The sequence below is a fragment of the Streptomyces gilvosporeus genome (assembly GCF_002082195.1).
Classification (GTDB): domain Bacteria; phylum Actinomycetota; class Actinomycetes; order Streptomycetales; family Streptomycetaceae; genus Streptomyces; species Streptomyces gilvosporeus.
Window position 1 is genome coordinate 2,879,093 of record NZ_CP020569.1, and the last position, 24,939, is coordinate 2,904,031.

The 24,939-nt window shown below is 69.7% G+C and carries 22 protein-coding genes and 1 riboswitch; of the genes, 5 read left to right on the forward strand and 17 right to left on the reverse strand.

Annotated features, from left to right (window positions below; translation table 11 throughout):
* Positions 1 to 377: 377 nt before the first annotated feature.
* From B1H19_RS12640 to ctaE, 6 genes are all read right to left on the reverse strand, one after another.
* Positions 378 to 1,772, reverse strand: coding sequence for an aminotransferase class V-fold PLP-dependent enzyme (locus tag B1H19_RS12640; RefSeq protein WP_083104789.1), 1,395 nt, complete (start codon positions 1,770 to 1,772; stop codon positions 378 to 380).
* Positions 1,773 to 1,965: 193 nt separating this feature from the next.
* Positions 1,966 to 2,083: riboswitch (SAM riboswitch) on the reverse strand.
* 129 nt (positions 2,084 to 2,212) lie between these two features.
* Positions 2,213 to 3,277: an anthranilate phosphoribosyltransferase gene (gene trpD, locus B1H19_RS12645; RefSeq protein WP_083104792.1), complete on the reverse strand. Its 1,065-nt coding sequence runs from the start codon at positions 3,275 to 3,277 to the stop codon at positions 2,213 to 2,215.
* A 135-nt stretch (positions 3,278 to 3,412) separates the two neighbouring features.
* Entirely contained in the window at positions 3,413 to 5,050 is a 1,638-nt protein-coding gene (gene qcrB, locus B1H19_RS12650) for a cytochrome bc1 complex cytochrome b subunit (RefSeq protein ID WP_083104794.1), read from the reverse strand.
* A complete protein-coding gene (gene qcrA / locus B1H19_RS12655; RefSeq protein WP_083104796.1) occupies positions 5,047 to 6,108 on the reverse strand; it encodes a cytochrome bc1 complex Rieske iron-sulfur subunit in 1,062 nt (353 codons plus the stop codon). The genes qcrB and qcrA overlap by 4 nt, the downstream gene beginning before the upstream one ends.
* Complete coding sequence (gene qcrC, locus B1H19_RS12660; protein WP_083104799.1) at positions 6,105 to 6,914, reverse strand: cytochrome bc1 complex diheme cytochrome c subunit; 810 nt, start codon at positions 6,912 to 6,914, stop codon at positions 6,105 to 6,107. The genes qcrA and qcrC overlap by 4 nt, the downstream gene beginning before the upstream one ends.
* A gap of 91 nt (positions 6,915 to 7,005) precedes the next feature.
* Positions 7,006 to 7,626: an aa3-type cytochrome oxidase subunit III gene (gene ctaE, locus B1H19_RS12665; RefSeq protein ID WP_030070045.1), complete on the reverse strand. Its 621-nt coding sequence runs from the start codon at positions 7,624 to 7,626 to the stop codon at positions 7,006 to 7,008.
* Between the two features lie 271 nt (positions 7,627 to 7,897).
* On the opposite strand from ctaE, the gene B1H19_RS12670 reads away from it, so the two are divergent.
* Entirely contained in the window at positions 7,898 to 8,299 is a 402-nt protein-coding gene (locus tag B1H19_RS12670) for a DNA-binding transcriptional response regulator (RefSeq protein WP_083104802.1), read from the forward strand.
* 41 nt (positions 8,300 to 8,340) lie between these two features.
* Here B1H19_RS12670 and B1H19_RS12675 read toward each other — a convergent pair whose 3' ends face one another.
* From B1H19_RS12675 to ctaC, 4 genes are all read right to left on the reverse strand, one after another.
* The gene (locus B1H19_RS12675) at positions 8,341 to 9,618 is read right to left on the reverse strand and encodes a L,D-transpeptidase (RefSeq protein WP_203237139.1); all 1,278 of its coding nucleotides are present in this window, start codon (positions 9,616 to 9,618) and stop codon (positions 8,341 to 8,343) included.
* 167 nt (positions 9,619 to 9,785) lie between these two features.
* A complete protein-coding gene (locus tag B1H19_RS12680; RefSeq protein ID WP_083104807.1) occupies positions 9,786 to 10,184 on the reverse strand; it encodes a cytochrome c oxidase subunit 4 in 399 nt (132 codons plus the stop codon).
* Positions 10,181 to 11,914, reverse strand: coding sequence for an aa3-type cytochrome oxidase subunit I (gene ctaD / locus B1H19_RS12685; RefSeq protein WP_083104810.1), 1,734 nt, complete (start codon positions 11,912 to 11,914; stop codon positions 10,181 to 10,183). Before ctaD ends, B1H19_RS12680 begins: the two co-directional genes overlap by 4 nt.
* Entirely contained in the window at positions 11,911 to 12,873 is a 963-nt protein-coding gene (gene ctaC, locus B1H19_RS12690) for an aa3-type cytochrome oxidase subunit II (RefSeq protein WP_030070034.1), read from the reverse strand. Before ctaC ends, ctaD begins: the two co-directional genes overlap by 4 nt.
* A 339-nt stretch (positions 12,874 to 13,212) precedes the next feature.
* Between ctaC and B1H19_RS12695 the strand changes: the two genes are divergently transcribed.
* On the forward strand, positions 13,213 to 14,622 hold the full coding sequence (locus B1H19_RS12695) for a cysteine desulfurase/sulfurtransferase TusA family protein (RefSeq protein WP_083104812.1): 1,410 nt from the start codon (positions 13,213 to 13,215) through the stop codon (positions 14,620 to 14,622).
* Positions 14,623 to 14,669: 47 nt separating this feature from the next.
* Here B1H19_RS12695 and B1H19_RS12700 read toward each other — a convergent pair whose 3' ends face one another.
* Positions 14,670 to 15,644, reverse strand: a complete 975-nt coding sequence (locus tag B1H19_RS12700) for a carbohydrate kinase family protein (protein WP_083104815.1) — start codon at positions 15,642 to 15,644, stop codon at positions 14,670 to 14,672.
* Between the two features lie 155 nt (positions 15,645 to 15,799).
* Here B1H19_RS12700 and B1H19_RS12705 point away from each other — a divergent pair, with 155 nt between their 5' ends.
* On the forward strand, positions 15,800 to 16,045 hold the full coding sequence (locus B1H19_RS12705; RefSeq protein ID WP_083104817.1) for a hypothetical protein: 246 nt from the start codon (positions 15,800 to 15,802) through the stop codon (positions 16,043 to 16,045).
* A 126-nt stretch (positions 16,046 to 16,171) separates the two neighbouring features.
* A complete protein-coding gene (locus B1H19_RS12710) occupies positions 16,172 to 17,674 on the forward strand; it encodes a hypothetical protein (RefSeq protein WP_083104820.1) in 1,503 nt (500 codons plus the stop codon).
* Positions 17,675 to 17,753: 79 nt separating this feature from the next.
* Here B1H19_RS12710 and erpA read toward each other — a convergent pair whose 3' ends face one another.
* Positions 17,754 to 18,110, reverse strand: coding sequence for an iron-sulfur cluster insertion protein ErpA (gene erpA, locus B1H19_RS12715; protein WP_030070025.1), 357 nt, complete (start codon positions 18,108 to 18,110; stop codon positions 17,754 to 17,756).
* Positions 18,111 to 18,454: 344 nt separating this feature from the next.
* On the opposite strand from erpA, the gene nadA reads away from it, so the two are divergent.
* Positions 18,455 to 19,642 carry a quinolinate synthase NadA gene (gene nadA, locus B1H19_RS12720; RefSeq protein ID WP_083104823.1) on the forward strand — a complete coding sequence of 396 codons (1,188 nt, stop codon included), beginning with the start codon at positions 18,455 to 18,457 and terminating at the stop codon, positions 19,640 to 19,642.
* 69 nt (positions 19,643 to 19,711) lie between these two features.
* On the opposite strand, the gene B1H19_RS12725 is transcribed toward nadA, so the two are convergent.
* The 5 genes from B1H19_RS12725 to B1H19_RS12745 form a co-directional block, all read right to left on the reverse strand.
* Positions 19,712 to 20,197: a hypothetical protein gene (locus tag B1H19_RS12725; RefSeq protein ID WP_083104826.1), complete on the reverse strand. Its 486-nt coding sequence runs from the start codon at positions 20,195 to 20,197 to the stop codon at positions 19,712 to 19,714.
* Positions 20,198 to 20,254: 57 nt separating this feature from the next.
* Positions 20,255 to 20,827, reverse strand: coding sequence for a hypothetical protein (locus tag B1H19_RS12730; protein WP_083104829.1), 573 nt, complete (start codon positions 20,825 to 20,827; stop codon positions 20,255 to 20,257).
* A gap of 133 nt (positions 20,828 to 20,960) precedes the next feature.
* Positions 20,961 to 22,151 (reverse strand): ferritin-like domain-containing protein, encoded by a 1,191-nt coding sequence (locus B1H19_RS12735; RefSeq protein WP_107425956.1) that lies wholly within the window; start codon positions 22,149 to 22,151, stop codon positions 20,961 to 20,963.
* Complete coding sequence (locus tag B1H19_RS12740) at positions 22,148 to 24,130, reverse strand: GMC family oxidoreductase (protein WP_083104832.1); 1,983 nt, start codon at positions 24,128 to 24,130, stop codon at positions 22,148 to 22,150. Before B1H19_RS12740 ends, B1H19_RS12735 begins: the two co-directional genes overlap by 4 nt.
* Positions 24,127 to 24,801: a hypothetical protein gene (locus B1H19_RS12745; protein WP_083104834.1), complete on the reverse strand. Its 675-nt coding sequence runs from the start codon at positions 24,799 to 24,801 to the stop codon at positions 24,127 to 24,129. The genes B1H19_RS12740 and B1H19_RS12745 overlap by 4 nt, the downstream gene beginning before the upstream one ends.
* Between the last annotated feature and the right edge of the window lie 138 nt (positions 24,802 to 24,939).

Sequence of the window (24,939 nt, forward strand, 5' to 3'; positions counted from 1 at the left end):
GCTCCCCCAGCTAACGCTGGGAGGTACCCCCAGCGGCGGGCGTTGCCGCTGGCGCGGGGCTGTTCGGCAGCGGGACCGAGCCTCCGAACTTCGTCCTGCGGCCCGGCCCCTCCCCGTTGGGGGTGGGAGAAACCCGTGGGGGATCCGTGGGCGGGCGGGTGCCGCCAGTCGATCGCGACATACGAGGCACGCCCCCACCGGCCCCTTTACCCCCCACCGTCGGGAGGGGACGCACCGGAGGACGAAGTCCGCAGGGGCGGCACCGCGGCCGACACACAACCCCAGCCCGCCGCTGGGGGTACCTCCCAGCGTTAGCTGGGGGAGCAACGGCGAGAAACCCCTACGGCGCCGCAGACAAAAACGTGGGGAGAAACCCCCTACTCCGCGGGGACACAACGACCGTCCTCAGTGCGGTAGTTCCACCGCGCGCCGTCCGTGACCAGTTCCTTGACCGCGCGGACGAAGCGGTCGACATGCTCATCCGGCGTGCCCGCGCCGAAGCTCACGCGGATGGCATTGAGGGAGCGCTCACCGGGGGCCGCCTCGGGGGCGCCGCATTCGCCCGGGTCCTGGGGGTCGGTGCCGAGGAGGGTGCGGACGAGGGGGTGGGCGCAGAAGAGGCCGTCGCGGACGCCGATGCCGTACTCGGCGGAGAGGGCGGCGGCGAAGTGGGAGCTGTTCCAGCCGTCCACGACGAAGGAGAGCACGCCCACCCGCGGGGCGTCGTCGCCGAAGAGGGAGAGGACCTTGACCTCGGGGACCTCGGCCAGCCCGGCGCGGACCCGGGCGATCAGCTCCCGCTCGCGGGCGACCAGGGTGTCGAACCCGGCCTCGGTCAGGGCCTGGCAGGCGGAGGCGATGGCGTAGGCGCCGATGACGTTCGGCGAACCGGCCTCGTGGCGGGCCGCGGTGGTGTGCCATTCGACGTCCACGCCGCCGTCCGTACGCCGCGAGACCTTGCGGCTGGCGCCGCCGCCCGCCAGGTACGGGTCGGCCGACCGCAGCCAGTCGGCGCGCCCGGCCAGCACCCCGGCGCCGAACGGCGCGTACAGCTTGTGGCCGGAAAAGGCGACCCAGTCGACGTCCAGTTCGGCGATGTCCAGCGGGTGGTGCGGGGCGAGCTGCGCGGCGTCGAGGACGATCCGGGCGCCGTGCGCATGGGCCGCGGCGGCCAGTTCCCGGACCGGCCACAGCTCGCCGGTCACGTTCGAGGCGCCGGTGACGCACACCAGCGCCGGTCCGCTCTTTACCGAGTCCCCAGCGGAGCAGGGCTCGCGCTCGGCCAGGGCCTTCTCCAGGGTGTCGACGGCCTCGTCGTGCGTCCGCGGTGCGTTGAGGTAGGTGACCTCGACGCCGGCGCGCTGCTCCCACGGCAGCAGGGAGGCGTGGTGCTCGGTCTCGAAGACGAACACCCGGGTGCCCTGCGGGAGTACGGCGGCGAGGAGGTTGAGCGAGTCGGTGGTGGAGCGGGTGAAGACCACCTGGTCGTCGGCGCGGCAGCCGAGGAAGTCCGCGATCGTCGTACGGCTGTTCTCGAAGAGGTCGGTGGACAGCTGCGAGAGGTATCCGGCACCGCGGTGGACGCTGCCGTAGTACGGGGCGTAGGCGGCGACGTCGTCCCAGACGCGCTGGAGGGCGGGGGCGCTGGCGGCGTAGTCCAGCGCGGCGTAGACGGCCTCGCCGCCGGTCACCAGCGGGACGAGGACATCCCGGCCCAGAACCGGCAGCGGGACACAAACGGAACGGTCGGCGGCAACGGCGGACACAGACATGGCGAACTCCCGTGAAAGGTAAGCGAATTCACTGCGGGCGGATGCGCGAAGGCACCGGCAGAGGTGCCCGAAAGCGCACGCGGAACGGCCGCAGCGGAGAAGAGAAAAGAGGCGGAGAAACGGGGCCGTAGGCCCCTATCGCATTCGCTGCATCACGGAAGGGCTCCCTCGAGGACCAGGATCCCTGGCGAGGGATCCGCGCTTGCCGCAGACCTCGCTGCCTGCGGCCTGGTCATCACCCGGGGCACCCCGCCACGGACGGAGGGTTGCCGGACAGCGGGCCGGGGCCTACATCGCTGTCACTCGTGACCTGAGCTGCATCATGCCATACGGCAAAGGGCGCGCAAGCCCCGGTCCGGATACCGGACAGGGGCTTGCGTCACACTCTGCGTGACGGCCGCGCGGCGCGGCTTCGGCGTCGCGGCCGGCGCACGGACGCCTCAGGCGTTGCTGGCCGCCACCCACCGCTCCAGCGCCCGCTTGGCCGCGCCCGAGTCGATGGCCGCGGCGGCCTTCTCGATACCGGCCCGGATCTGCTCCGTCAGCGGCTCCTCGGACGGATGCAGCGCCACCAGGGCCGCCGCCGCATTGAGCAGTACCGCCTCGCGCACCGGGCCGGTCTCGCCGTCCAGCAGGCGGCGGGCCACATCGGCGTTGTACGAGGCGTCGGCGCCGCGCAGGGCCTCCACCGGGACGAGGCCGATGCCCACGTCGCGCGGGTCGAAGCCCTCCTCGCGGACCGCGCCGTCGCGGACCACCCACACCCGGGAGGTGGCGGTGGTGGTCAGCTCGTCCAGGCCGTCGTCGCCGCGGAAGACCAGCGCCGAGGAGCCGCGCTCGGCGAGCACCCCGGCCAGGATCGGCGCCATCCGGGCGTCGGCGACGCCGGTGGCCTGGGCCCGTACACGAGCGGGGTTGGTCAGCGGGCCCAGCACATTGAAGGTGGTACGGATGCCGAGCTGGGCGCGGGCGTTGGCGACATGGCGCAGCGCGGGGTGGAACTTCACCGCGAAGCAGAAGGTGATGCCCGCCTCCTCGGCGACCTCGGTGACCCGCTGGGGGCTGAGGTCGAGGTTCACGCCGAGCTTTTCGAGGACGTCGGAGGCGCCGCTGGCCGAGGACGCGGCGCGGCTGCCGTGTTTGACGACCTTGGCGCCGGTGCCGGCCACCACGATCGAGGACATCGTGGAGATGTTGACGGTCTTGGCGCCGTCGCCGCCGGTGCCGACGATGTCCACGCTGGGGCCGGGCACCTCGATCAGCCGGGCGTGCGCGTACATGGTGCGCACGAGCCCGGAGATCTCGGCGACGGTCTCGCCCTTGGCCCGCAGCGCCACCGCGAAACCGGCGATCTGGGCGTCGCTGGCCTCGCCCCGCATGATCCGGTCCATGACCCAGGCGGTGTCGTCGGCGGCGAGGTCACGGCCGTCCAGCAGGGCGTTGAGGACGGCCGGCCAGGTGTGGGCCGCCACGCTGTCGCCGCCAACCGGGGTCACAACGTTCATGGTCCACGCTCCTGGATTGTCTGGTGCCTCTGCCATTCACCCTATCGAGCCCCGGGCACGCCGGAGGGCCCCGTCCGACGCTCGGACGGGGCCCTCTGGGTGGCGTACTACCTGCGCCTCAAGGCGCTGCGGTGATCAGTGGTGGCCGTGGCCGCTGGTGATCTCCTTGTACTCCTCGACGGTCGGCTTGGGGATGACGTTGTCCTCGCCGTAGTAGCCCTTGGAGAGCTTCGCGCGCATCTTCTGCCCGCGGGTGAACTTGCGGCGGACGCCGTTCTCGTCGACCTCCGGGCCCAGCTCGTAGGGCTCGGGCTGCTCGTGCTGGGTGAGCATGTGCAGCTGCTCCTGGTCGAGCGGCTCGTGGACCTCGATGAACTCACCGTGCGGCAGGCGCTTGATGATGCCGGACTCGCGGCCGTGCAGCACCTTGTCCTTGTCGCGGCGCTGGAGGCCCAGGCAGATCCGCTTGGTGGCGATGAAGGCCAGCACCGGCCCGACGAAGAACGCGATCCGGACGAACCAGGTGATCGAGTTGATCGACAGGTGGAAGTGCGTCGCCCACAGGTCGTTGCCACCGCCGATCAGCATCACGAAGTACGCGACCAGCCAGGCCACACCGAAGCCGGTGCGGGTGGGGACGTTGCGCGGGCGGTCCAGGATGTGGTGCTCGCGCTTGTCGCCCCGTACCCAGGACTCGACGAACGGGTAGACGGCGATGGCGACCAGGACCAAGGGGAAGATCACGATCGGGATCAGCACACCGAAGTTGACGGTGTGGCCCCAGAAGTTCCACTCCCAGCCCGGCATGACACGGACCAGACCCTCGGCGAAGCCCATGTACCAGTCCGGCTGCGCACCAGTGGAGACCTGGTCCGGCCGGTACGGCCCTATGGCCCACACGGGGTTGATGCTGGCGATCGCGGCGATCACCGAGATCACACCGAAGACCAGGAAGAAGAAGCCTCCGGCCTTGGCCATGTAGACCGGCAGCAGCGGCATGCCGACGACGTTGTTGTTGGTCTTTCCGGCACCCGGGAACTGCGTGTGCTTGTGGTAGAAGACCAGGATCAGGTGCGCGACCAGCAGGCCGAGCATGATGCCGGGCAGCAGCAGCACGTGGACGGTGTAGAACCGCGCGATGATGTCGTGGCCGGGGAACTCCCCGCCGAAGATGAACATCTGCAGGTACGAGCCGACCAGCGGGATCGCCAGGATGACGCCCTCGATGAACCGCACGCCGGTGCCGGAGAGCAGGTCGTCGGGGAGCGAGTAGCCGGTGAAGCCGGTGAACATGCCCAGCACGAACAGCAGGAAGCCGAACAGCCAGTTGATCTCGCGCGGCTTGCGGAAGGCGCCGGTGAAGAACACCCGCATCATGTGGACCATCATCGCGGCCAGGAAGACCAGCGCGGCCCAGTGGTGGATCTGACGGATGAGCAGGCCGCCGCGGACGTCGAAGCTGATGTCCAGCGTCGACTCGAAGGCCTGGGTCATCCGGATTCCCTGCATGGGCACATAGGAACCGTGATAGGTCACCTCGGCCATGCTCGGGTGGAAGAACAGCGTCAGATAGACACCGGTCAGGATGATGATGACAAAGCTGTAGAGCGCGACCTCACCCAGCATGAAGGACCAGTGGTCCGGGAAGATCTTGCGCATATTGGCCTTGGCGAGGCTGTAGATGCCCAGCCGGCCGTCCGCCCAGTCGGCGATCCGCTCGCCCCGCGGCGCAGGGCCACGGCGCGTGGTGGTCGCGCTTGTCTCGTTACTCATCCGCGCTCCCAGAAGCTCGGGCCGACGGGCTCACCGAAGCCGCTCGCGGCCTCCAGGAAACCGTCCTTCTCCGTGATGTGCAGCTGCGGCAGGGCGTGCCCGGCGGGACCGAAGATCACCTTGCCGCCGTCAGAGAGGTCGAACGTCGACTGGTGGCAGGGGCAGAGCACGTGGTGGGTCTGCTGCTCGTAGAGGCTGATGGGGCAGCCCACGTGGGTGCAGATCTTCGAGAAGGCCACGATGCCCTCGTGCGACCAGGACAGTTCGTGCTTGTCCTTGATGTCCTGCGGCTGGATCCGCACGAGCATCAGGGCGTCCTTGGCGATCTTCTCGTTGAAGTCCTCCTGGTCCTCCTCCAGGCCCTCGGGCTTGGCGAAGGTCAGGGAGCCGACCGCGATGTCCTCGGGACGCAGCGGAAGGTTGGTGGACTGGTTGACGAGGCGGACGCCCTGCTTCCAGTTCGTGGTGCGCAGCTTGGTCCCCGGCAGCGGGCCGAGGTCGCGCAGCAGCACGACGCCGGAGAGCGGGACCATCGCCATCGCACCGAACAGGGTGTTGCGGATCAGCTTGCGCCGGCCGAACTGCGACTCCTCGGCGCCCAGCTTGAAGTCCGCCAGGACCTTGGCCTTGACCTCGGGGGCGGCCTCGATGGGGTGGCGGTCGTCGGCGACCTCCACGTCCGACATCAGGGTGCGGGCCCAGTGGACCGCGCCGGCGCCGATGCAGAACAGCGCGACACCGAGGGTGAGGCCCAGCGCGAAGTTCAGGGCGCTGATGTGGCCGATCGGCCAGATGTAGACGATCTTGTCGATCGGGATCGTCACATACGAGGCGATGAAGCCGACGGTCGCCGCCATCGACACCAGGAACAGCAGGGCGACGGTGTTCTCGGAGCGCTTGGCGGCCCGCTCGTCGATGTCCTGCTTGCGGTGCTCGTGCTCGGGCAGACCGGGGTCGGCGAACGGGTTCTCCGCCGTCGCCACCGCGCCTTCGTGCGCCGTCTCCCGCTCGGGAAGAATTTCTTCTGGCACGTCTTCGTGTCGTCCAGTCTCACTCATGACTTCTTGGCCTTCGTAGTCCGGGCTGCGACCCAGATGGCGACTGCGATCAGCGCGCCCAGGCCGAAGATGTAGCCGAAGAGACCCTCACTGACCGGACCGAGACCGCCGAGGTCCAGGCCGCCGGGGCTCTCGGACTCATCGCCGTTGACGGCGCCGAGGTACGCGACGATGTCCTTCTTGTTTTCCTTCGACAGGGAGCCGTCGCCGAAGGAGGGCATGTTCTGCGGGCCGGTTTCCATGGCCTCGTAGATGTGCTTGGGGTCCACGCCCTCGAGGGTCGGTGCGAACTTGCCGTTGGTCAGCGCGCCGCCCTTGCCAGTGAAGTTGTGGCACTGGGCGCAGTTCGTACGGAACAGCTCGCCGCCCTTGGCGACGTCCGCGCCTTCCGCGCTGTACTGCTGCTTGTCCGGCACGGTGGGGCCGGCGCCCAGCGACGCGACGTAGGCCGCGAGCTGGTCGATCTGGGCGTTGGTGTAGATGTTCCGCTTCCGCGGCACCTGGGCGCCGGGCTGCTGGGCGGGCATACGGCCGGTGCCGACCTGGAAGTCGACGGCTGCGGCACCGACGCCCACCAGGCTGGGGCCGTCGGAGGTGCCCTGACCGCCGGTGCCGTGGCAGCTGGCGCAGCCCACGGCGAAGAGCTTCTTGCCCTCCTTGATGGCAAGGGACTGGGCGGTGTCATCGGCCTGAGCCTTGTCCGCCGGCGCGAACGCGGCGTACAGCCCCCCAGTGACCGCCAGCGCGAAGAGTAGGACGACGAGCGCCGCCAGTGGATGGCGCCGTCGTGCGGAGAGCTTTTTCACGGATTACCCCGGTGTCAGGATCTTCTGCGTCGATGCTTTGGCTATGTCTGTCGGTAATGCGTATCCGGTCGGGGACCGGTTACCGGATCAGTTACCGGATCAGGTAGATCGTGGCGAAGAGGCCGATCCAGACGACATCGACGAAGTGCCAGTAGTAGGACACGACGATGGCCGCGGTGGCCTGCGTGTGGGTGAACCTCTTGGCCGCGTACGTCCTGCCCAGGACCAGCAGGAAGGCGATGAGTCCGCCCGTCACGTGCAGTCCGTGGAAGCCGGTGGTCAGGTAGAACACCGAGCCGTACGGGCCGGACGAGAGCGAGAGCCCCTCGTGCTTGACCAGTTCGGTGTATTCGAAGACCTGACCGCCGATGAAGGTCGCACCCATGACGAAGGTGACCACGAACCACGCGCGGAGCTTTTTGACGTCACCGCGCTCGGCGGCGAATACGCCGAGCTGGCAGGTCAGGGAGCTGAGCACCAGGATCGTGGTGTTGGTCGCGGAGAACGGAAGATTCAGCGCACTGGCCGATTCCTTCCAATACGCCTCGCCGGTCACCGATCGAAGGGTGAAGTACATCGCGAAGAGGGCCGCGAAGAACATCAGCTCGGAACTCAGCCAGATGATGGTTCCGACGCTGGTGAGGTTCGGCCGATTGACCGACGGGTGCGCGTGCCCGGTTTCTACTGTCGTTGCTGTCGCCACGACCGACATTATGTCGGTCGCTTATCCCGCCCTCACTCCGGGGGGTGCCGTTCGGTGTGTCAAGGCCGTACGGCCTGCTCGCGAGGGTGGTCGCGACGGTCGCCCGAAGGGGGGACGCGGCCGGTCGCCCCGGTCCCGCCGGGCCGTCGGCGCAGCGCTCCTGACGCGGCATCGGTCAGCGTACGACTCGGTATGAACCCTCCTGCGGGCACCTGGTACGGGAGTAGCATCCGCGCAACGATCGACCCCGAAGCCGGCCCGCCGACAAGCTGGAGGAACGATGCAGGCGACCGCCACGGTCCTGGTCTACAGCGACAACGCCCACACCCGCGAGCAGGTCCGGCTGGCGGTCGGCCGGCGGCCCGCCGCCGATGTCCCCCCGGTCGAGATCCTGGAGTGCGCCACCGCCCCGGCCGTCCTCACGGCCCTGGAACAGGGCGGTATCGACGTCTGCGTCCTGGACGGCGAGACCGCGCCCGCGGGCGGGATGGGCGTCTGCCGGCAGATCAAGGACGAGATCTTCCAATGCCCGCCCGTCCTGCTGCTCATCGGCCGGCCCCAGGACGCCTGGCTGGCCACCTGGAGCCGCGCGGACGCGGCCGTGACCCATCCCCTCGACCCGGTGGCGTTCGCGGACGCCCTGGCCTCGCTGCTGCGCCGCAGGGCGCTCGTACAGGCCTGAGACGACGGCCCACGAGCGGCTGTGCGGCCGCTGGGGCGCCTTCACAGCTGGGGGCGGAGCCGGGCGTCGGAGGAGGAGTCCTGCTGGCGCTCGGCGGCTCCTGTGGTGCTGGAGCCCTTGGTCTTCAGGGCACTGCCGGCCCGCCATTCCTTCCAGGGCATGTTCCAGTCGCCGAAGCCGTTGTCGAACGGGGTCATGGTGTCGCCGGAGCTGTTGACGACCTTGACGATGTCGCCGACGCGGACGTGGCGGAAGAACCACTGGGCGTTCCCGGTGGACATGCCGGTGCATCCGTGGCTGACGTTGGCGGCGCCCTGTGATCCGACGGACCAGGGGGCGGCGTGCACATACTCGCCGCTCCAGGTCACCCGGGTGGCCCAGTAGACCGGCAGGTTGTAGGACTCCGAACTTCCGGCGGCGATGCCGACGGTGGAGGAGCGCATCCGTACGAAGCTCTCCTTGCCGAGGACGACCTTGACGCCGTTGCGGGTGGAGAAGCCGGGCTTGCCGGTGGTGACGGGGATGGTGTTGATTTCCTCACCGTTGCGCAGCACCGTCATCCGGTGGGCGGCGGCGTCGGTGATGGCCTCCACCGCGTCGCCCGTGGTGAGCCGGACGGGCTTGGCGGGGCCGCCGTAGAGCCCCCGGGCGATCTTGAGGCCGGCCAGGTTGCTGTGGACGGCGATGGTGGCGTGGGCGGGCCAGAAGTCCTTGGGGCGGAAGTGCAGCTTCTTGCCGTCGATCCAGTGCCAGGTGCCCTCGACCCGCGGGATGGAGTCCACCTTCAGGGCGCTTTCGACGACGGCCCGCTGTTTGGGGTCGGTCACGTCCCTGTTGAGCTCGGCGGTGATGGGCTGGCCGACGCCGTATTCGCCGGTGTCGGGGCCGAAGGTGACGCGCAGTCGGTCGTCGTGGTTGTCCGTGGTGTGGACGACGAGGGTTTTGCGGCCGGGGGCGCCGTCCTCGTCCTCGGTGCTGACCCGCACCGTGTAGCGGGTGCCGGCGGCCAGTGGCACGGTGGTTCTCCAGCGCCTGCCGTCGGCGCTGAGTTCGCCGCGGATGTAGCGGCCGGAGGAGTCGGTGGCGGTCACGTCCGTGATCCGCGCCTCGTCACCCTTGACGGAGACCTCAAGCGGCTTGTCGGGGTCCGCTTTCTGCTTGCCGTCCGGGGTGTTGGCCGTGATCTGGTCGGCCGCGTCGTAGGGCTTGGCGGAGAGCGGCTGCGACGACGAGTCCCCGCAGGCGGTGGCGCTCACCGCAAGGGGCACTATCAGGAGGCCGCAGCTGAGCACCGTCCGGGTTCGAGGTCTGTTACTCATGCCCTAAAAATATGAAAAACCACCTCTTGCGGCGCGCTGGATGACTGCAAACGGGGTGCGCGCGGGAGACGTTCCGCCCCGGAAGGCAAGCCGCCACGCCGGAAACGACAGCGGGCCCGGACACCTGATCGGGTGTCCGGGCCCGCCGCGTACGGCGTGTCCGCGTCCTACTGGGTGCGGTTCTCGCCGCGGTAGTACTCGAAGACCCAGCCGAAGAGACCCACCAGGATCACCGGGGCGGAGAAGTACAGCAGCCACCAGCCGAAGACGACGCCCAGGAAGGCGAGCGCGCCACCGACGGCCAGGGAGAGCGGCTGCCAGCTGTGCGGGCTGAAGAAGCCCACCTCACCGGCGTCGTCCGAGACCTCGGCGTGCTCGTTGTCCTGGGCACCCGCGTCGACCCGCCGGGCCGTGAAGGCCAGGTAGTAGCCGACCATGATGCACAGGCCGAACGCCAGGAAGAGCGCGGTGGTACCGGCCGGCTCCTTCGACCACATGCCGTAGACGACGGCCATGGCGAGGATGAAGACGCTCAGCCAGATGAACATCTTGCCCTGGATCTTCACTTGCCCGCCTCCTTGCCGCCGGCGAGGGACTTGTCATCCGCGCCGTGACCGTTGTGCAGCGCGTCGAGGGCCGCGATCTCCGGGTGGTGCAGGTCGAACGCCGGGGATTCGGAGCGAATGCGCGGCAGGGTGAGGAAGTTGTGCCGCGGCGGCGGGCAGGAAGTCGCCCACTCCAGCGAACGGCCGTAGCCCCAGGGGTCGTCGACCTCGACCTTCTTGCCGTACTTGGCGGTCTTCCAGATGTTGTAGAAGAACGGCAGGATCGACAGGCCCAGCAGGAACGAGCTGATCGTCGAGATCGTGTTCAGCGTGGTGAAGCCGTCGGCCGCCAGGTAGTCGGCGTACCGGCGCGGCATGCCCTCGGCGCCCAGCCAGTGCTGGACGAGGAACGTGCCGTGGAAGCCGATGAACAGCGTCCAGAACGTGATCTTGCCGAGGCGCTCGTCCAGCATCTTGCCGGTGAACTTCGGCCACCAGAAGTGGAAGCCGGCGAACATCGCGAAGACGACCGTGCCGAAGACGACGTAGTGGAAGTGCGCCACGACGAAGTACGAGTCGGAGACGTGGAAGTCCATCGGCGGCGAGGCCAGGATGACGCCGGTCAGACCACCGAAGGTGAAGGTGATCAGGAAGCCGATCGTCCACAGCATCGGCGTCTCGAAGGACAGTGAGCCCTTCCACATGGTGCCGATCCAGTTGAAGAACTTCACGCCGGTCGGGACCGCGATCAGGAACGTCATGAAGGAGAAGAACGGCAGCAGTACACCGCCGGTCACATACATGTGGTGAGCCCACACCGTGACCGAGAGACCGGCAATCGAAATCGTCGCCGCAATCAGACCGATGTAACCGAACATCGGCTTCCGGGAGAACACCGGAATGACCTCGGAAATGATGCCGAAGAACGGCAGGGCGATGATATAGACCTCGGGATGCCCGAAGAACCAGAAAAGGTGCTGCCAGAGCAATGCGCCGCCATTTGCGGCATCGAATACATGGGCACCGAATTTACGGTCCGCCTCCAGGGCGAACAGCGCGGCGGCCAGGACCGGGAAGGCCAGCAGCACCAGCACACCGGTCAGCAGGACGTTCCAGACGAAGATCGGCATCCGGAACATCGTCATGCCGGGCGCACGCATGCAGATGATGGTCGTGATGAAGTTGACCGAACCGAGGATGGTGCCGAAGCCGGAGAAGGCCAGACCCATGATCCACATGTCGGCGCCGACGCCCGGCGAGCGGACCGCGTCCGACAGCGGGGAGTACGCGAACCAGCCGAAGTCGGCCGCACCCTGCGGGGTGAGGAAGCCGGCCACCGCGATCAGCGAGCCGAAGAGGTAGAGCCAGTAGGCGAACATGTTCAGCCGCGGGAACGCCACGTCGGGCGCGCCGATCTGGAGCGGCATGATCCAGTTCGCGAAACCGGCGAACAGCGGGGTGGCGAACATCAGCAGCATGATCGTGCCATGCATGGTGAACGCCTGGTTGAACTGCTCGTTCGTCATGATCTGCTCGCCGGGGCGGGCCAGCTCGGCGCGCATGAGCAGCGCCATCAGGCCGCCGACGCAGAAGAACGCGAACGACGTGGCCAGGTACATCGTGCCGATGGTCTTGTGGTCGGTGGTGGTGAGCCACTTGACCGCGGCGATACCCGGTTGCTTCTTGCGTACGGGCGGTGCTGCCGGAGCCGTCTCGGCGGCGGCACCCTGAGGTTCGTTGAGGATGCTCACGTGTTCTTCGTCTCCGCATTCCTGGCGTGATCCGTCTGCTTGATGCCCGACGGCAGGTATCCGGTCTGGCCCTTCTTCGCCAGGTCCTTCAGGTGCTCCCGGTACTTAGCCGGGGAGACGACCTTGACGTTGAAGAGCATCCGGGAGTGGTCGACGCCGCACAGCTCGGCGCACTTGCCCATGAAGGTGCCCTCCTTGTTGGGGGTCACCTCGAAGACATTGGTGTGGCCCGGGATCACGTCCTGCTTCATCAGGAACGGGATCACCCAGAAGGAGTGGATGACGTCACGCGACGTGAGGACGAACTGAACCGTCTCGCCCTTCGGCAGCCACAGGGTCGGGCCCGGGTTGCCGGTCTGCGGGTTCTTCGTCGCCGGGTTGCCCGTGTCGTAGACGCCCTCGGCACCGGCCGGGGCGGACTTCTTCCACTTGTCCGGGATGGCAGAGAGTTCGGGAGAGTTGATCCCGGTGGTCTTGTTGTTGCCGTCCACGTTCTCCAGGTAGTTGAACGCCCAGCTCCACTGGAAGCCCACCACGTTGATGACGTGGTCCGGCTTCTTGGAAGTCTTGAGAACGTAGCTCTCATCACGTGCGGTGAAGTAGAAGAGCACCGCGATGATGATGAACGGGACGATCGTGTACAACGCCTCGATGGGCATGTTGTACCGCGTCTGTGTGGGGACCTCCACCTTGGTCCGGCTGCGGCGGTGGAAGATCACGCTCCAGATGATGAGGCCCCACACCAGCACGCCCGTTGCGAGGGCGGCGGCCCAGGAGCCCTGCCAAAGAGAGAGGATTCGCGGCGCCTCGTCGGTGACGGGCGTCGGCATGCCGAGGCGGGGGAAGTCCTTGTATGAGCAACCAGTAGAGGTCGCCAGGACCAGGCCCGCAGCAAGCACCTGCGGCAGCTTCCGCCGCATCGGGCGCCGCGACGAGCGGTCGGAGCCGTTGGGACTCACGTAGCGCCTTCCCGAGAGTCTCGCCCGCGCGGTCGGCTGCGGCCTTAACTCGCTGGTCGGTCGCCGCCCTGCGTCGGGCAGGGGTTTGGATGTTTATGCGGACCAAACCCTACTGGACGCTATTTGGGGTCGCGCGGGGAGGGTGCCCAACGCGCCGCGAGCCACCCCGATGGGGTGGGCGTGTCCTTGTGACAGGGGTCCGCGGCCCCCCGAACAGGCGCTTTCACCAGGCTTCTGACGACGTGCCGAGCCCCGGCCGCGGCGGGGCCGGGGCGCCTCGCGGCGGCATCGGGGTGAGCGCACCTCGCACGCGCGGGCCGGGGGGCTACCGTCTCGTACGTGCCCTACTTCGACGCCGCCTCCGCCGCCCCGCTGCATCCCGTCGCCCGCGAGGCCCTGCTCGCCGCGCTGGACGAGGGCTGGGCCGATCCCGTCCGCCTGTACCGGGAGGGGCGGCGGGCCCGGATGCTGCTGGACGCGGCGCGGGAGGCCGCGGCGGAGGCCGTGGGGTGCCGGCCCGACGAGCTGGTTTTCACCCCTTCGGGGACGCAGGCGGTGCATTCCGGGATGTCCGGGGCGCTGGCGGCCCGCCGGCGGGTCGGCCGGGGGCTGGTGCACTCCGCGGTCGAGCACTCCTCCGTCCTGCATGCCGCCGAGGCCCATACGGCGGCCGGCGGCACGGTCACCCAGGTCGGCGTGGACCGTACGGGCCGGGTCGCGGCCGGGGAGTTCGCCGCCGCGCTGCGGCCGGACACCGCGCTCGCCTGCCTCCAGTCCGCCAACCACGAGGTGGGCACCGAGCAGCCGGTCGAAGAGGTGGCGGCCCGCTGCCAGGAGGCGGGGGTGCCGCTCCTGGTGGATGCGGCGCAGTCGCTGGCCTGGGGGCCGGTGCCGGGCGCCTGGTCGCTGCTGGCGGCGAGCGCCCACAAGTGGGGCGGCCCGCCCGGTGTCGGTCTGCTCGCCGTCCGCAAGGGCACCCGCTTCGCGCCCCAGGGCCCGGCCGACGAACGGGAGTCGGGCCGCGCGCCCGGTTTCGGCAACCTGCCGGGGATCGTCGCGGCGGCCGCCGCGCTGCGGGCCCTGCGCGCCGAGGCGGCGAGCGGTGCGGACGAGGCGGCGCGGCTGCGGGGGCTGGTCGGTCGGATCCGCACCCGGGTGCCGGAGCTGGTCGGCGAGGTGGAGGTGGTCGGCGACCCCGTACGGCGTCTCCCCCACCTCGTCACGTTCTCGTGTCTCTATGTCGACGGCGAGGTGCTGCTCCAGGAACTCGACCGGGCCGGCTTCTCCGTCTCGTCCGGATCGTCCTGTACGTCCAGCACTCTGACGCCGAGCCATGTACTGCGCGCGATGGGTGTGCTCTCGGAGGGGAATGTCCGGGTCTCGCTCCCGTACGGCACGGACGAGGCCGAGGTGGAGCGGTTCCTCCAGGTGCTGCCGGGGGTGGTGCGCTCGGTGCGGGAGCGGCTGGGGGTGCCGGTGGAGGAACCGGAGATGCCGGGGAAGCCCGCGGCGGCGGGCGAGGAGACGGGCCTGGTGGTCGACGCCCTCGGAAAACGCTGCCCGATCCCGGTCATCGAACTGGCGAAGGTCATCGGCCGGGTTCCGGTCGGCGGCACGGTGACGGTGCTGTCGGACGACGAGGCGGCGCGGCAGGACATCCCCGCCTGGTGCGCGATGCGCGAGCAGGAGTACGTGGGCGAACGGGATGCGGAACGCGGCGCCGCATATGTGGTGCGGCGCCGCGTTTAGGAGCAAACGGCCGGTGGGGAGGCCCGGCGCGAGACGCGCCGAAGGGCTCAGGCCAGGTGCTCCTGGACCTCGGCGGCGGCCTCGTGCCCGTAGGCCTTGGTGAAGCGGTCCATGAAGTGGCTGCGGTGCAGCTCGTACTCCTGGGTGCCGACGGTCTCGATGACCAGGGTGGCGAGCATGCAGCCGACCTGGGCGGCGCGCTCCAGGCCGACGCCCCAGGCCAGGCCCGACAGGAAGCCGGCGCGGAAGGCGTCGCCGACGCCGGTCGGGTCGGCCTTGGCCTTCTCCTCCGGGACGCCGACCTCGATGACCGGCTCGCCGACGCGCTCGATCCGGACGCCGTTGGAGCCCAGGGTGGTGACGCGGGTGCCGACCTTGGCCAGGATCTCGTCGGCGGTCCAGCCGGTCTTGGACTCGATCAGGCCCTTCTCGTATTCGTTGGAGAAGAGGTAGGCGGCGCCCTCCATCAGGGTGCGGATGCCCTCGCCGTCCATGCGGGCGATCTGCTGGGAGAAGTCGGCGGCGAACGGGATGCCCCGGCTGCGGCACTCCTCGGTGTGGCGGATCATCGCCTCAGGGTCGTCCGCGCCGATCAGGACCAGGTCCAGGCCGCCGACGCGCTCGGCGACGTGCTGGAGCTCGATCAGCCGGGCCTCGCTCATGGCGCCGGTGTAGAAGGAGCCGATCTGGTTGTGGTCGGCGTCGGTGGTGCACACGAAGCGGGCGGTGTGCAGCACCTCGGAGATCCGTACCGAGCGGGTGTCGACGCCGTGGCGGTCGAGCCAGGCGCGGTACTCCTCGAAGTCGTTGCCCGCGGCGCCGACCAGGATCGGCTGGATGCCCAGCTGGCCCATGCCGAAACAGATGTTGGGGGCGACGCCGCCCCGGCGGACGTCGAGCTGGTCGACGAGGAAGGAGAGGGAGACCGTATGCAGCTGATCGGCGACCAGCTGGTCGGCGAAACGGCCGGGGAACGTCATCAGATGGTCGGTGGCGATGGAGCCGGAGACTGCAATACGCACGACGGGTCTGCTCCTGGGGCGGAGGGACTAGCGGACGTGGGACAACGCTACCGGGCATAGCGCCGGGCCACCCGGTCATCCCGGACGATCGGACATACCGAAACTACCCAATAGTAGGTCTTTCTTCGCGGAAGGCGGCTGCGTACGGTGCCGCTATGACCAAGCCTGTGAAAGCCGTCACACCGTCCGCCGCCCGTTCCGCGTCCGCCACGGCCGACCCGGAGTCGCTCGACCAGCTGCGCGGCGACTGCGCGCGGATGGCGCCGCGCTTCTCCCGCAGCCGGTGCACCGAGTCCGCCGAGGGCAAGTCCGTCCACGGCCGGGCGACCGAACTGCACGGCGTCTCGGTCCCCGAGAAGTCTGCCGCACTGCTGGAGGGCATGTCCGAGTACGGCGACTGAGCCGGCGTACGGCCACCGGGCCGGTCCCCCGCCGGACGGGGGAACCGCCGCCGCCCCTGCTTCGTCCCATCGGCGTCCGTGAGTACGGACGCCGAAGATGGCCGGCGGAGCCGAAGGAGCGATGCGGTGAACACCGAGGACACCAACGACACCGGTGACGGCACGGCGCCCGCCCGGGACCCGGAGCCCGCGGCCCGCCGGCGGCCCAGCCGGCTGGTGATCGCCTCCATGGCCGCCGCGGTGCTGGTCGCCGGGGGTGGCGCGGCGTACTGGGCCTCGTCCGCGTCCGGCGGCCGGGACGCCGCCGCGGGGGCCTCGGCCGGCAATCCGCCGCCGCTGGCCCTCGACGGCTACACCGGCGGCGGGATAGCGGCGGGCGAGCCCAATCCGCAGGGTGCGCACTACAAGGCGGTGGCGAAGCTGCCCGGCGGTCCGGCGTCGGCGCCCGTGTACCGGCCGCAGGGGCAGATCGACCGGGCGACGGTGGAACGGCTGGCCAAGGCCCTGGATGTGGCCGGAAAGGTGCGCTCGGAGGGCAACACCTGGAAGGTCGGCGGGCCCACCGCGGACGGTCGCGGCCCCGTCCTCCAGGTCACCAAGACCGGCTCGGGATCGTGGACGTTCTCGCAGTACGGCACCCCGGGCGGGACCAACTGCGCGCTGCCCTCCTCGCCGAAGGGCGACACGGGCGCCTCGCCGTCCGGCCGGCCCGGCTGCCCCTCCTACCGCGGCGCCGGGGACGCCTCCACCCAGGACGACGGCAGCGGCAAGGGCGCGGTGTCGGAGGCGAAGGCCAAGGAGGCCGTGCGGCCCGCGCTGGCGGCCCTCGGCCAGAAGGACGCGAAGCTGGATGCGAGCGGGCTGTCCGGCGCGGTGCGGGTCGTGAGCGCCGACCCGGTGCTCGGCGCGCTGCCGACGTACGGCTGGCAGAGCGATCTCCAGGTCGGCTCGGACGGTCAAGTGGTGGGCGGCAGCGGCCAGTTGGCGCATCCGGCCAAGGGCGCGGTGTATCCCGTACTGGGCGCGCGGCAGACCCTGGACCGGCTGAACTCGCACGACGGCCGGAAGCCCGCCGACTGCCCCTCGGCGCTGTCCGAGAAGGGCGGCACGGGGATCGCGCCCTGCGAGCCCGCGCCGACGAAGGGCCAGCGGCCGACCGAGGTGACCGGCGCGGTCTTCGGCCTCGCGGTGCAGTACGTGAACGGCGGGCCGGCGCTGATCCCGTCCTGGCTCTACCGGGTGCGGCAGCCGGGCGCCGGCAACGACCCCGAGGCCACCTCGGTGATCGCACACCCCGCCGTGAACCCGAAGTATCTGGCGCACCGGGACCGCACGCCGCAGGTGCCGTCGGGGAAGCCCGGGGCGATGGCGCTGGAGTCGTACGTGGTGGGCGATGGCGGGCGGAAGCTGACCGTGCACTTCTGGGGCGGGGTGTGCAGCGTCTACACGGTGAGCGCCGAGGAGTCGGCGACGACCGTGCAGACCAAGGTCGTCGGCCGGGACAAGAAGCCGCACCAGATCTGCGTGAAGATCGCCAAGGACTTCACCCGGACCGTGACGCTGGACAAGCCGCTGGACGGCCGGAAGGTGATCGACGTCTCGACCGGCAGGGCGGTCCCGAAGCGCTGAGCGCGCCCCGGCTCCGTGAAGACCGCGAAGGCGGCACCCCGAGCGGGGTGCCGCCTTCGGCGGTCAGTGGCGCGGTGGCTCAGCTGAAGGAGTCGCCGCAGGCGCAGGAGCCGGTGGCGTTCGGGTTGTCGATCGTGAAGCCCTGCTTCTCAATGGTGTCGACGAAGTCGATCGAGGCGCCGCCCAGGTAGGGGGCGCTCATCCGGTCGGTGACGACCTTGACGCCGTCGAAGTCCTTGACCACATCGCCGTCGAGCGAGCGCTCGTCGAAGAAGAGCTGGTAACGCAGTCCGGAGCAGCCGCCGGGCTGGACCGCCACCCGCAGCGCGAGGTCGTCCCGGCCCTCCTGCTCCAGCAGGCTCTTGACCTTCGACGCGGCCGCGTCGGACAGGATGATGCCGTCGCTGACGGTGGTCTTCTCGTCCTGAACGCTCATCTACATCTCTCCCGGGTTGTACGGACCGCTTGCCATCGGTTGCCACAGCTGCAACCGGCGACGTCCCGGATCTATTCCGGCTGCGCGCGAGGTGTCCTTCTGTCGTCTTCATGCTCGCACATCACCGGGCGGGCATCGGTGGGAGACCGATCACGGAGCGCCGCGGGCAGCGGGACACGCATACGGAGGGGGTCCGGGGCAAGGGCCGGCCGGATGCGTCACATCGACACTATGGCCATCGTCAAACTGACATGAAGCAGTTATGATAGATAGCGTCAAATCGACGAGAAGGCATGTGCCCGGGAGCGGACGCGTGCCCACGAGCTGTCTGCAGAGAAGAGAGGGTGCGTGTCGTGACCACCGCCCAGCCCCTGGACGTCCAGCCGACTCCGCTGGCCCTGCTCCTCCTCGGCCGCGAGGCCGACCCGAAGAGCGAGCGCGGTGTGGAGTGCCCCGGTGATCTGCCGGCCCCCTCCGACCCCGACCTCGTCGAGCGCGCCCGCGCGGCCAAGGAGAAGCTCGGCGACAAGGTCTTCGTCCTCGGGCACCACTACCAGCGCGACGAGGTCATCGAGTTCGCCGATGTGACCGGCGACTCCTTCAAGCTCGCGCGGGACGCGGCCGCCCGGCCGGACGCGGAGTACATCGTCTTCTGCGGTGTCCACTTCATGGCCGAGTCCGCCGACATCCTCACCGGCGACGACCAGCAGGTGATCCTCCCCGACCTGGCCGCCGGCTGCTCGATGGCCGATATGGCGACGGCCGAGCAGGTCGCCGAGTGCTGGGACGTCCTGACCGAGGCCGGGATCGCCGAGCAGGTGGTGCCCGTCTCGTACATGAACTCCTCCGCCGACATCAAAGCCTTCACCGGCAAGCACGGCGGCACGATCTGCACCTCCTCCAACGCCAAGCGCGCGCTGGACTGGGCCTTCGAGCAGGGCGAGAAGGTCCTCTTCCTGCCCGATCAGCACCTGGGCCGCAACACCGCCGTCCGCGACATGGGCATGTCCCTCGACGACTGCGTGGTCTACAACCCCCACAAGCCGGGCGGCGGCCTGACCGCCGACGAGCTGCGCGCCGCCAAGATGATCCTGTGGCGAGGCCACTGCTCGGTCCACGGCCGCTTCTCGCTGGACTCGGTCAACGACGTCCGCGAGCGCATCCCCGGCGTGAACGTGCTGGTCCACCCCGAGTGCAAGCACGAGGTCGTCGCCGCGGCGGACTACGTCGGCTCGACGGAGTACATCATCAAGGCCCTGGAGGCCGCCCCCCGCGGCTCCAAGTGGGCCATCGGCACGGAGCTGAACCTGGTCCGCCGGCTGGCCAACCGTTTCGCGGCCGAGGACAAGGAGATCGTCTTCCTCGACAAGACGGTCTGCTTCTGCTCCACCATGAACCGCATCGACCTGCCCCATCTGGTCTGGGCCCTGGAGTCGCTGGCGGCCGGCAAGGTCGTCAACCGCATCCAGGTCGACAACGAGACCGAGAGCTTCGCCAAGCTGGCGCTGGAGCGGATGCTGGCGCTGCCGTAGGCACGGCCGCGCAGCGCAGCGGGGCGGCCCCTTCCCGAAGGGGCCGCCCCGCTGCGTCTGCCGTGACGCTCAGGACTGCGACAAGTCGCCGTTGGTCCAGGCGTAGACCTGCTTGCCCTTGACCACCACCCGGTACTGGTACTGCTCGGAGCAGTCCACCCGCCCGGCGCTCTCCCCCACGCCCTCCGGCCACCAGCTCGCATCGAGCTTCGGCTCCCCGTTGAAGGCGCCCCCGGAGCAGCTCTTGGCCCCGCTCAGCTTCAGCGGCGCCGCACCGAGGGTGAAGCGCATCAGCTTGGCGTTGCCGTTCGTCTGCACCTTCTCCGTGATCTGCGTGGCGTCCTTCGGGACCCACTTGGGAAGGATGAACAGCAGCTCGTGTTCGCCGACCTTCGGGGCGTCGCGCGCGGTCGCAAAGGTCTTGATGCGCTCGTGGAAGAGGTGGTCGGTGACCGTGTCCGGCAGGTCGTCGTCGTACGTCTTCAGCAGCGGCGCCGCGACGGCGAGGCCGACGGCCACGCACAGGGCGACGATGAGCAGCACCTTTTTCTTCATGCGCGCATTGTGCCTCGTCCCGGTGACCGGCCGATCCGCCGGCGACGGGCCCGGCCGTCAGTGGTCGTCCACGTACCGCCGCATCCACGCATCGAAGCGTTCGCCCAGCTCGTCCTGGGCCGCGTCGATGGCCCCGTCGGGGTCGGCCACCGGGTCCAGGCCGAACTCCCGCTTCAGCCAGTCGACATACTCCGGGTGGCGCCTGCTGGGCTCGTGGTCCTCGTCGACCTCGTCGATCTCGTCGGCGTAGAAGTAGGCGCACTCGTCCGTGGCCCACATCCGGGCGTCGCAGGTGAGCAGCTGGAACAGCTCGCGCAGGCTGCGGGCGACGACATGGACGCCGCCCTCGTCGCCGAACACCACGACCGGCAGCGTGGCCAGGTCGGTGCCGTCGTCGGTGTGGCCGTCGAGGCGCCACAGGGCGTAGATCGAACCGCTGTGGTTGGCGGTGGCGAAGGCGAGGAAGGCGTGCAGGAACTGCGGGTCCTTCGACCAGGTGTCGATGCCGGATGTTCTGCCGTACTCGGCGGGCCCGTAGAGCTCGAAGCCTTCCGCGTACCACCCGCCCGGATCGCGTTGTTCGAACTGCCGGAGCAGCTCCAGCTCGGCTATGGGCAGGCGCTCGTTCACAGGGGTCTCCAGACGGCCGCGGGGCAACGAGGATCGTGCTCCGGTGCGGCAGGCTACCGAAGGGCGCGGCCCGCCCCGGAGTGGTGACGGGACGGGCCGCTTGCCCCTGGGCCGCCGGCTCCAAGTGGCCGGTTCAGGCGAAGGTTTCGCTGGTTTCCGGGCTCAGGGCGGACAGGTCGATGGGGGCGCCGGCTTCCAGGCCGGCGAGGGCGAGGTTCTGCTCGACGTGGGGGCGGGCCTCCTGGAAGTTCAGATCGCCGATTTCGAAGGTGGGGCTGGCGCCGATGCCCTGGGCCGCCCGCTCGGGGTCGGGGTGCGGGTTGCGGTAGAGCTGTTCGGAGCGGTCGCGCAGCTCCAGCATGGTGGGGATGGCCAGGGCCATCGCCCGCGGAGTGCCGTTGAACGCCGCCTGGAGGTAGCCGAGCAGCGCGGCGTAGCGGGTGTGGAAGGCGGCGGCCTGGGCGTAGACGTCGCTGGTCTCGGCGTACTCGCGGTACTGGGCGAGCGTGGATGTGCCGTCGATGCGGTAGGCGCCGTCCCAGGTGACGTCCACCAGGGGGCCGCTGGGCGGGTCCTTGGGCAGGTCGTGCGGGCCGTAACTGCGGCCGGTGTAGATCTCGTTGAAGCGGAAGTAGTGGGCCAGCTGCCGCTCCTCGCCGAAGATCAGGTCGTCGCTGTCCCAGATGCTGCCCTCGACGCCCTCGCCCTGCTCGCTGATGACCCGGATCGCGGTGTGCGCCTGGTCCTGGTGGTGGATGGCGAACACCTCGCCGCCGGAGTTGTAGAAGTCCTCGGGGCCGACCTGACGGTTGGGGTCGCCGGTGAAGACGGCACCGTGGCCGAGGTCCCGTACGAGGTTGTCCAGGCCCTTCCTGATGCAGTCGTAGAACTGGCCGATGGAGGTCCAGCCGTCGCCCGGCTGCGGCTTGGGAGCCATGGCGCGGGGCCGTTCGATGGTCAGGAAGGTCTCCAGGGCCTTCGGGGAGAAGTGCTGGAGGCCGATTTTGGGCAGTTTGCGGCTGCTGAAGGGGAGCTGCACCGGGTAGGGGGCGACGAATTCCTTGCGGCCGACCTTGGGCTCGCCGCCGACCGCGTTGAGGAGGTTCGCCGCCAGCGTCATGTGCAGCATCTCCTCCAGCAGGACGCTGCGGAGGACGAAGTAGGCGGTGCGGTTGGTGCCGGGGGTGATCGTGTACATCCCGGTCATGTAGACGGGGATGGTCAGATGCTCGACCTCCATCGCGGCCTGGAGGTATGTGCGCAGTTCGTCGAGGGTGGCGGGGATGCCGAAGCCCTGCTGGTCGAGGGTGGTTGCGGTGATCATGCCGGCGCCTCCGCCATCGTGCTCGCGTCCTGGTTCGCCGTGCCGCGCACCTCGATGGGGCGGCGGGCGGCGACGAGTCCCTGGTGGATGTGGGCGGCGCTGCGCAGGGCCAGCGCCATCATGGTGAGGGTGGGGTTGCTGGTGCCGATGGACGGCATGCTGCCGCAGCCGATGGCGTAGACGTTGTGGTGTTCGTGGAGGCGCTGGAACGGGTCGACCACGGAGGTCTTGTCGCAGGTGCCCATGACGTGGGTGCCGGCGCCGTGTCCGGCTCCGCTGTAGGCCAGGTGCAGGCTCTTGTCGTTGAGCCGGTGGACGAAGTGGCCCAGCGGGGGGACGCCGTCGCGCGGGGCGTGGTGGGTGTGGTCCTCCGCGTCCAGGCCCTTGAAGATCTTCTGGGCGACGAGCCGGGCGGCGAACAGGCCGTCGCGGGTGTGCTTGTCGAGGTTGTAGGTGAGGATGGGGCGGGGGTTGCCCATCGCATCGCGGTAGCGGGCGGGGTCGATGGTGACGCGGTTGGCGGGGTCGGCGGACTGTTCGACGGCGATCTGGAGCTGGAGCTGGCGGCCGATGGCGGAGCCGAGCAGCCGGCGCAGCTCGGGGCCGAAGACGCCGTCCTCGCGTACGGCGCCGCGCGCATCGCCGCCGATGCCGAGGGCGGTGGCGACATTGCTCATCGGCGCGCCGGTCGCCCAGCCCCAGCCCCAGTTGCCGATCTCGATACGGAACGGTGCGCGGGTGCGGCGTCCCTTGCCGAAGCGGAAGGCCTCCCAGCCGGAGGTGTGGCCCGGTCCCCGGAACGGCCCGACGGGACCGTCGGCCTCCGGGGACAGCGCCCAGTTCAGGATGGTGGGGTGGTCCATGAGGTTGCGGCCGACCTGGCCGCTCTTCGGGGCCAGTCCGGAGAACAGCATCAGCCGGGCGTTCTCGATGGCGTGCGCGGCGAGGATGACGATGTCCGCCTCGGCGATGTAGGACCGGCTGACCGGCGAGGCGGGGTCGGTGTAGGTGCGGTATTCCACGCCGGTGGCCAGGCCGGTGTCGGCCGCCGCCCGCACGCGGGTGACGACGCAGCGATGGGCGAGGGTGACGTTGTCGGGCAGGCCCGCCTGGAGCCGCAGCGGATGGGATTTGGCCTGCACCGGGCAGATCGGCACACAGCTGGCGTTGCCCACACAGCGCTCGCCGTAGTTCGGCAGCCCGACGGCGCCCTTGACCCGGTAGGTGCCGTGGTCGTACTCGGGGTTGGGGGTGGAGTTGCGGGCCTGGGGGAGGCCGGTGACCTTCAGCTTGTACGTCTCGTTCGGGACGATCTCGTCCTTGACGACCACGTCCTTGAGCTTGCGGTGGCAGTACTGGTCGATATAGCTCTGCGGGATGTGGTGCATCGGGTACTGGTGGTGGGGGTCGGTGACGACGCCCAGGTCCTTCTGCTCCGCGGCGTTGCCGGCCACGCCGAGTTCGCGTTCGGCCTCGGCGTACCAGGGCTGGAGGTCCTGGGCGGTGAGCGGCCAGTCCCGTCCGTAGCCGTAATGGGTCTGGGTGGCGAAGTCGTCGGGGTGCATCCGGGGGACGGCGCCGAGCCAGTGCATGGCGGTGCCGCCGAGGGCGCGCAAGTAGTCGGTGCCGTAGGGCAGTTGGCCGTTCTGGACGAAGTAGCCACGGGCGGTGAACTCCGGCTGTCCGGCCTGCGGGTTGCGGACCGGGGCGAGGTCCAGCACATCGGGCGAGGGGGCGGCGGCGTTGGGGCGGTAGGCGGAGTTGGGGACCTTGGCCACGGCGGAGTAGAAGGTCGACAGGGAGTCCAGATAGCCGGGCCAGGTCTCGGTGCCGCCGTTGCCGGCTTCCAGGACGAGCACCTGCCAGCCCTGGGCGCCCAGCCGCTTGGCGAGGATGCTGCCGACCCAGCCGCCGCCGACGATGACGGCGTCGTAGCGGCGGCGGGCGGCGTCGTCCGCGGTCACGGTCGTGCCGGTCATACGGGGTCCTCCTCGGGGGTGGTGGGGGCCAGGGCGGTGGGCACGGCGGACGGGGGGATGTCGCGGGAGAGCCGGTGGCCGGGCAGCAGATGGGCGGGGATGGCGTCGGGGGACACCGCCTCGGGCAGGCCGGTGCGGTAGGCGGCGTCGGCGGGGAGGCCGAGGTCGTCCCGCAGCGCGTCGGCCGGGACCGGGGCGGGCGGTTTGACGGCCCAGGTGCCGAAGCCCGGGGGTTTGGCGCCGCCGGGGTGGCCGTGGAACGTCTTCCACACCAGCCCCTCCGGGTACGCGCTGGGCGAGGCGACGAACTCGACGTTGGCCATTTCGCGGCGCAGCTCGGCATGCGCGTCGGGCGCCAGGAGCGGCCAGGCGCCGGTGAACCAGAGGTAGGTCAGGGCCCGTGCCACCTCGCGGTCGGTGGGGTCGAGATCCTCGGGGCCGCCGAATCCGTCGACGGCGTCCTGCCAGTGCTCCCAGAATTTCGCGAAGCGGGCGGCGCCCACCTGGTGGCGGGCGGTGTCCAGATAGAGGCGGGCCATGCCGGTGGCATAGAGGTCGAAGGCGGCGAAGCCGGTCAGCGGTACGCAGTATTCGACGAAGTCCTTGAGTTCGGACTGGGCTTCGGACTGGGCTTCGGACTGGGCTTCGTCCGCTGCTGAGGGGGCAGCCATGGGCTCTCCTTCCGGGCGACGGGGTGGGGGGCATATACCGCTGGCCATGTTTCTCGGGCACGTACGCGGAATGCGCCCATACGCCGGTAAACCGCCCGAACGGGGCATGTGAAAGCCCCCGCGGCCGTGGAGACGCGC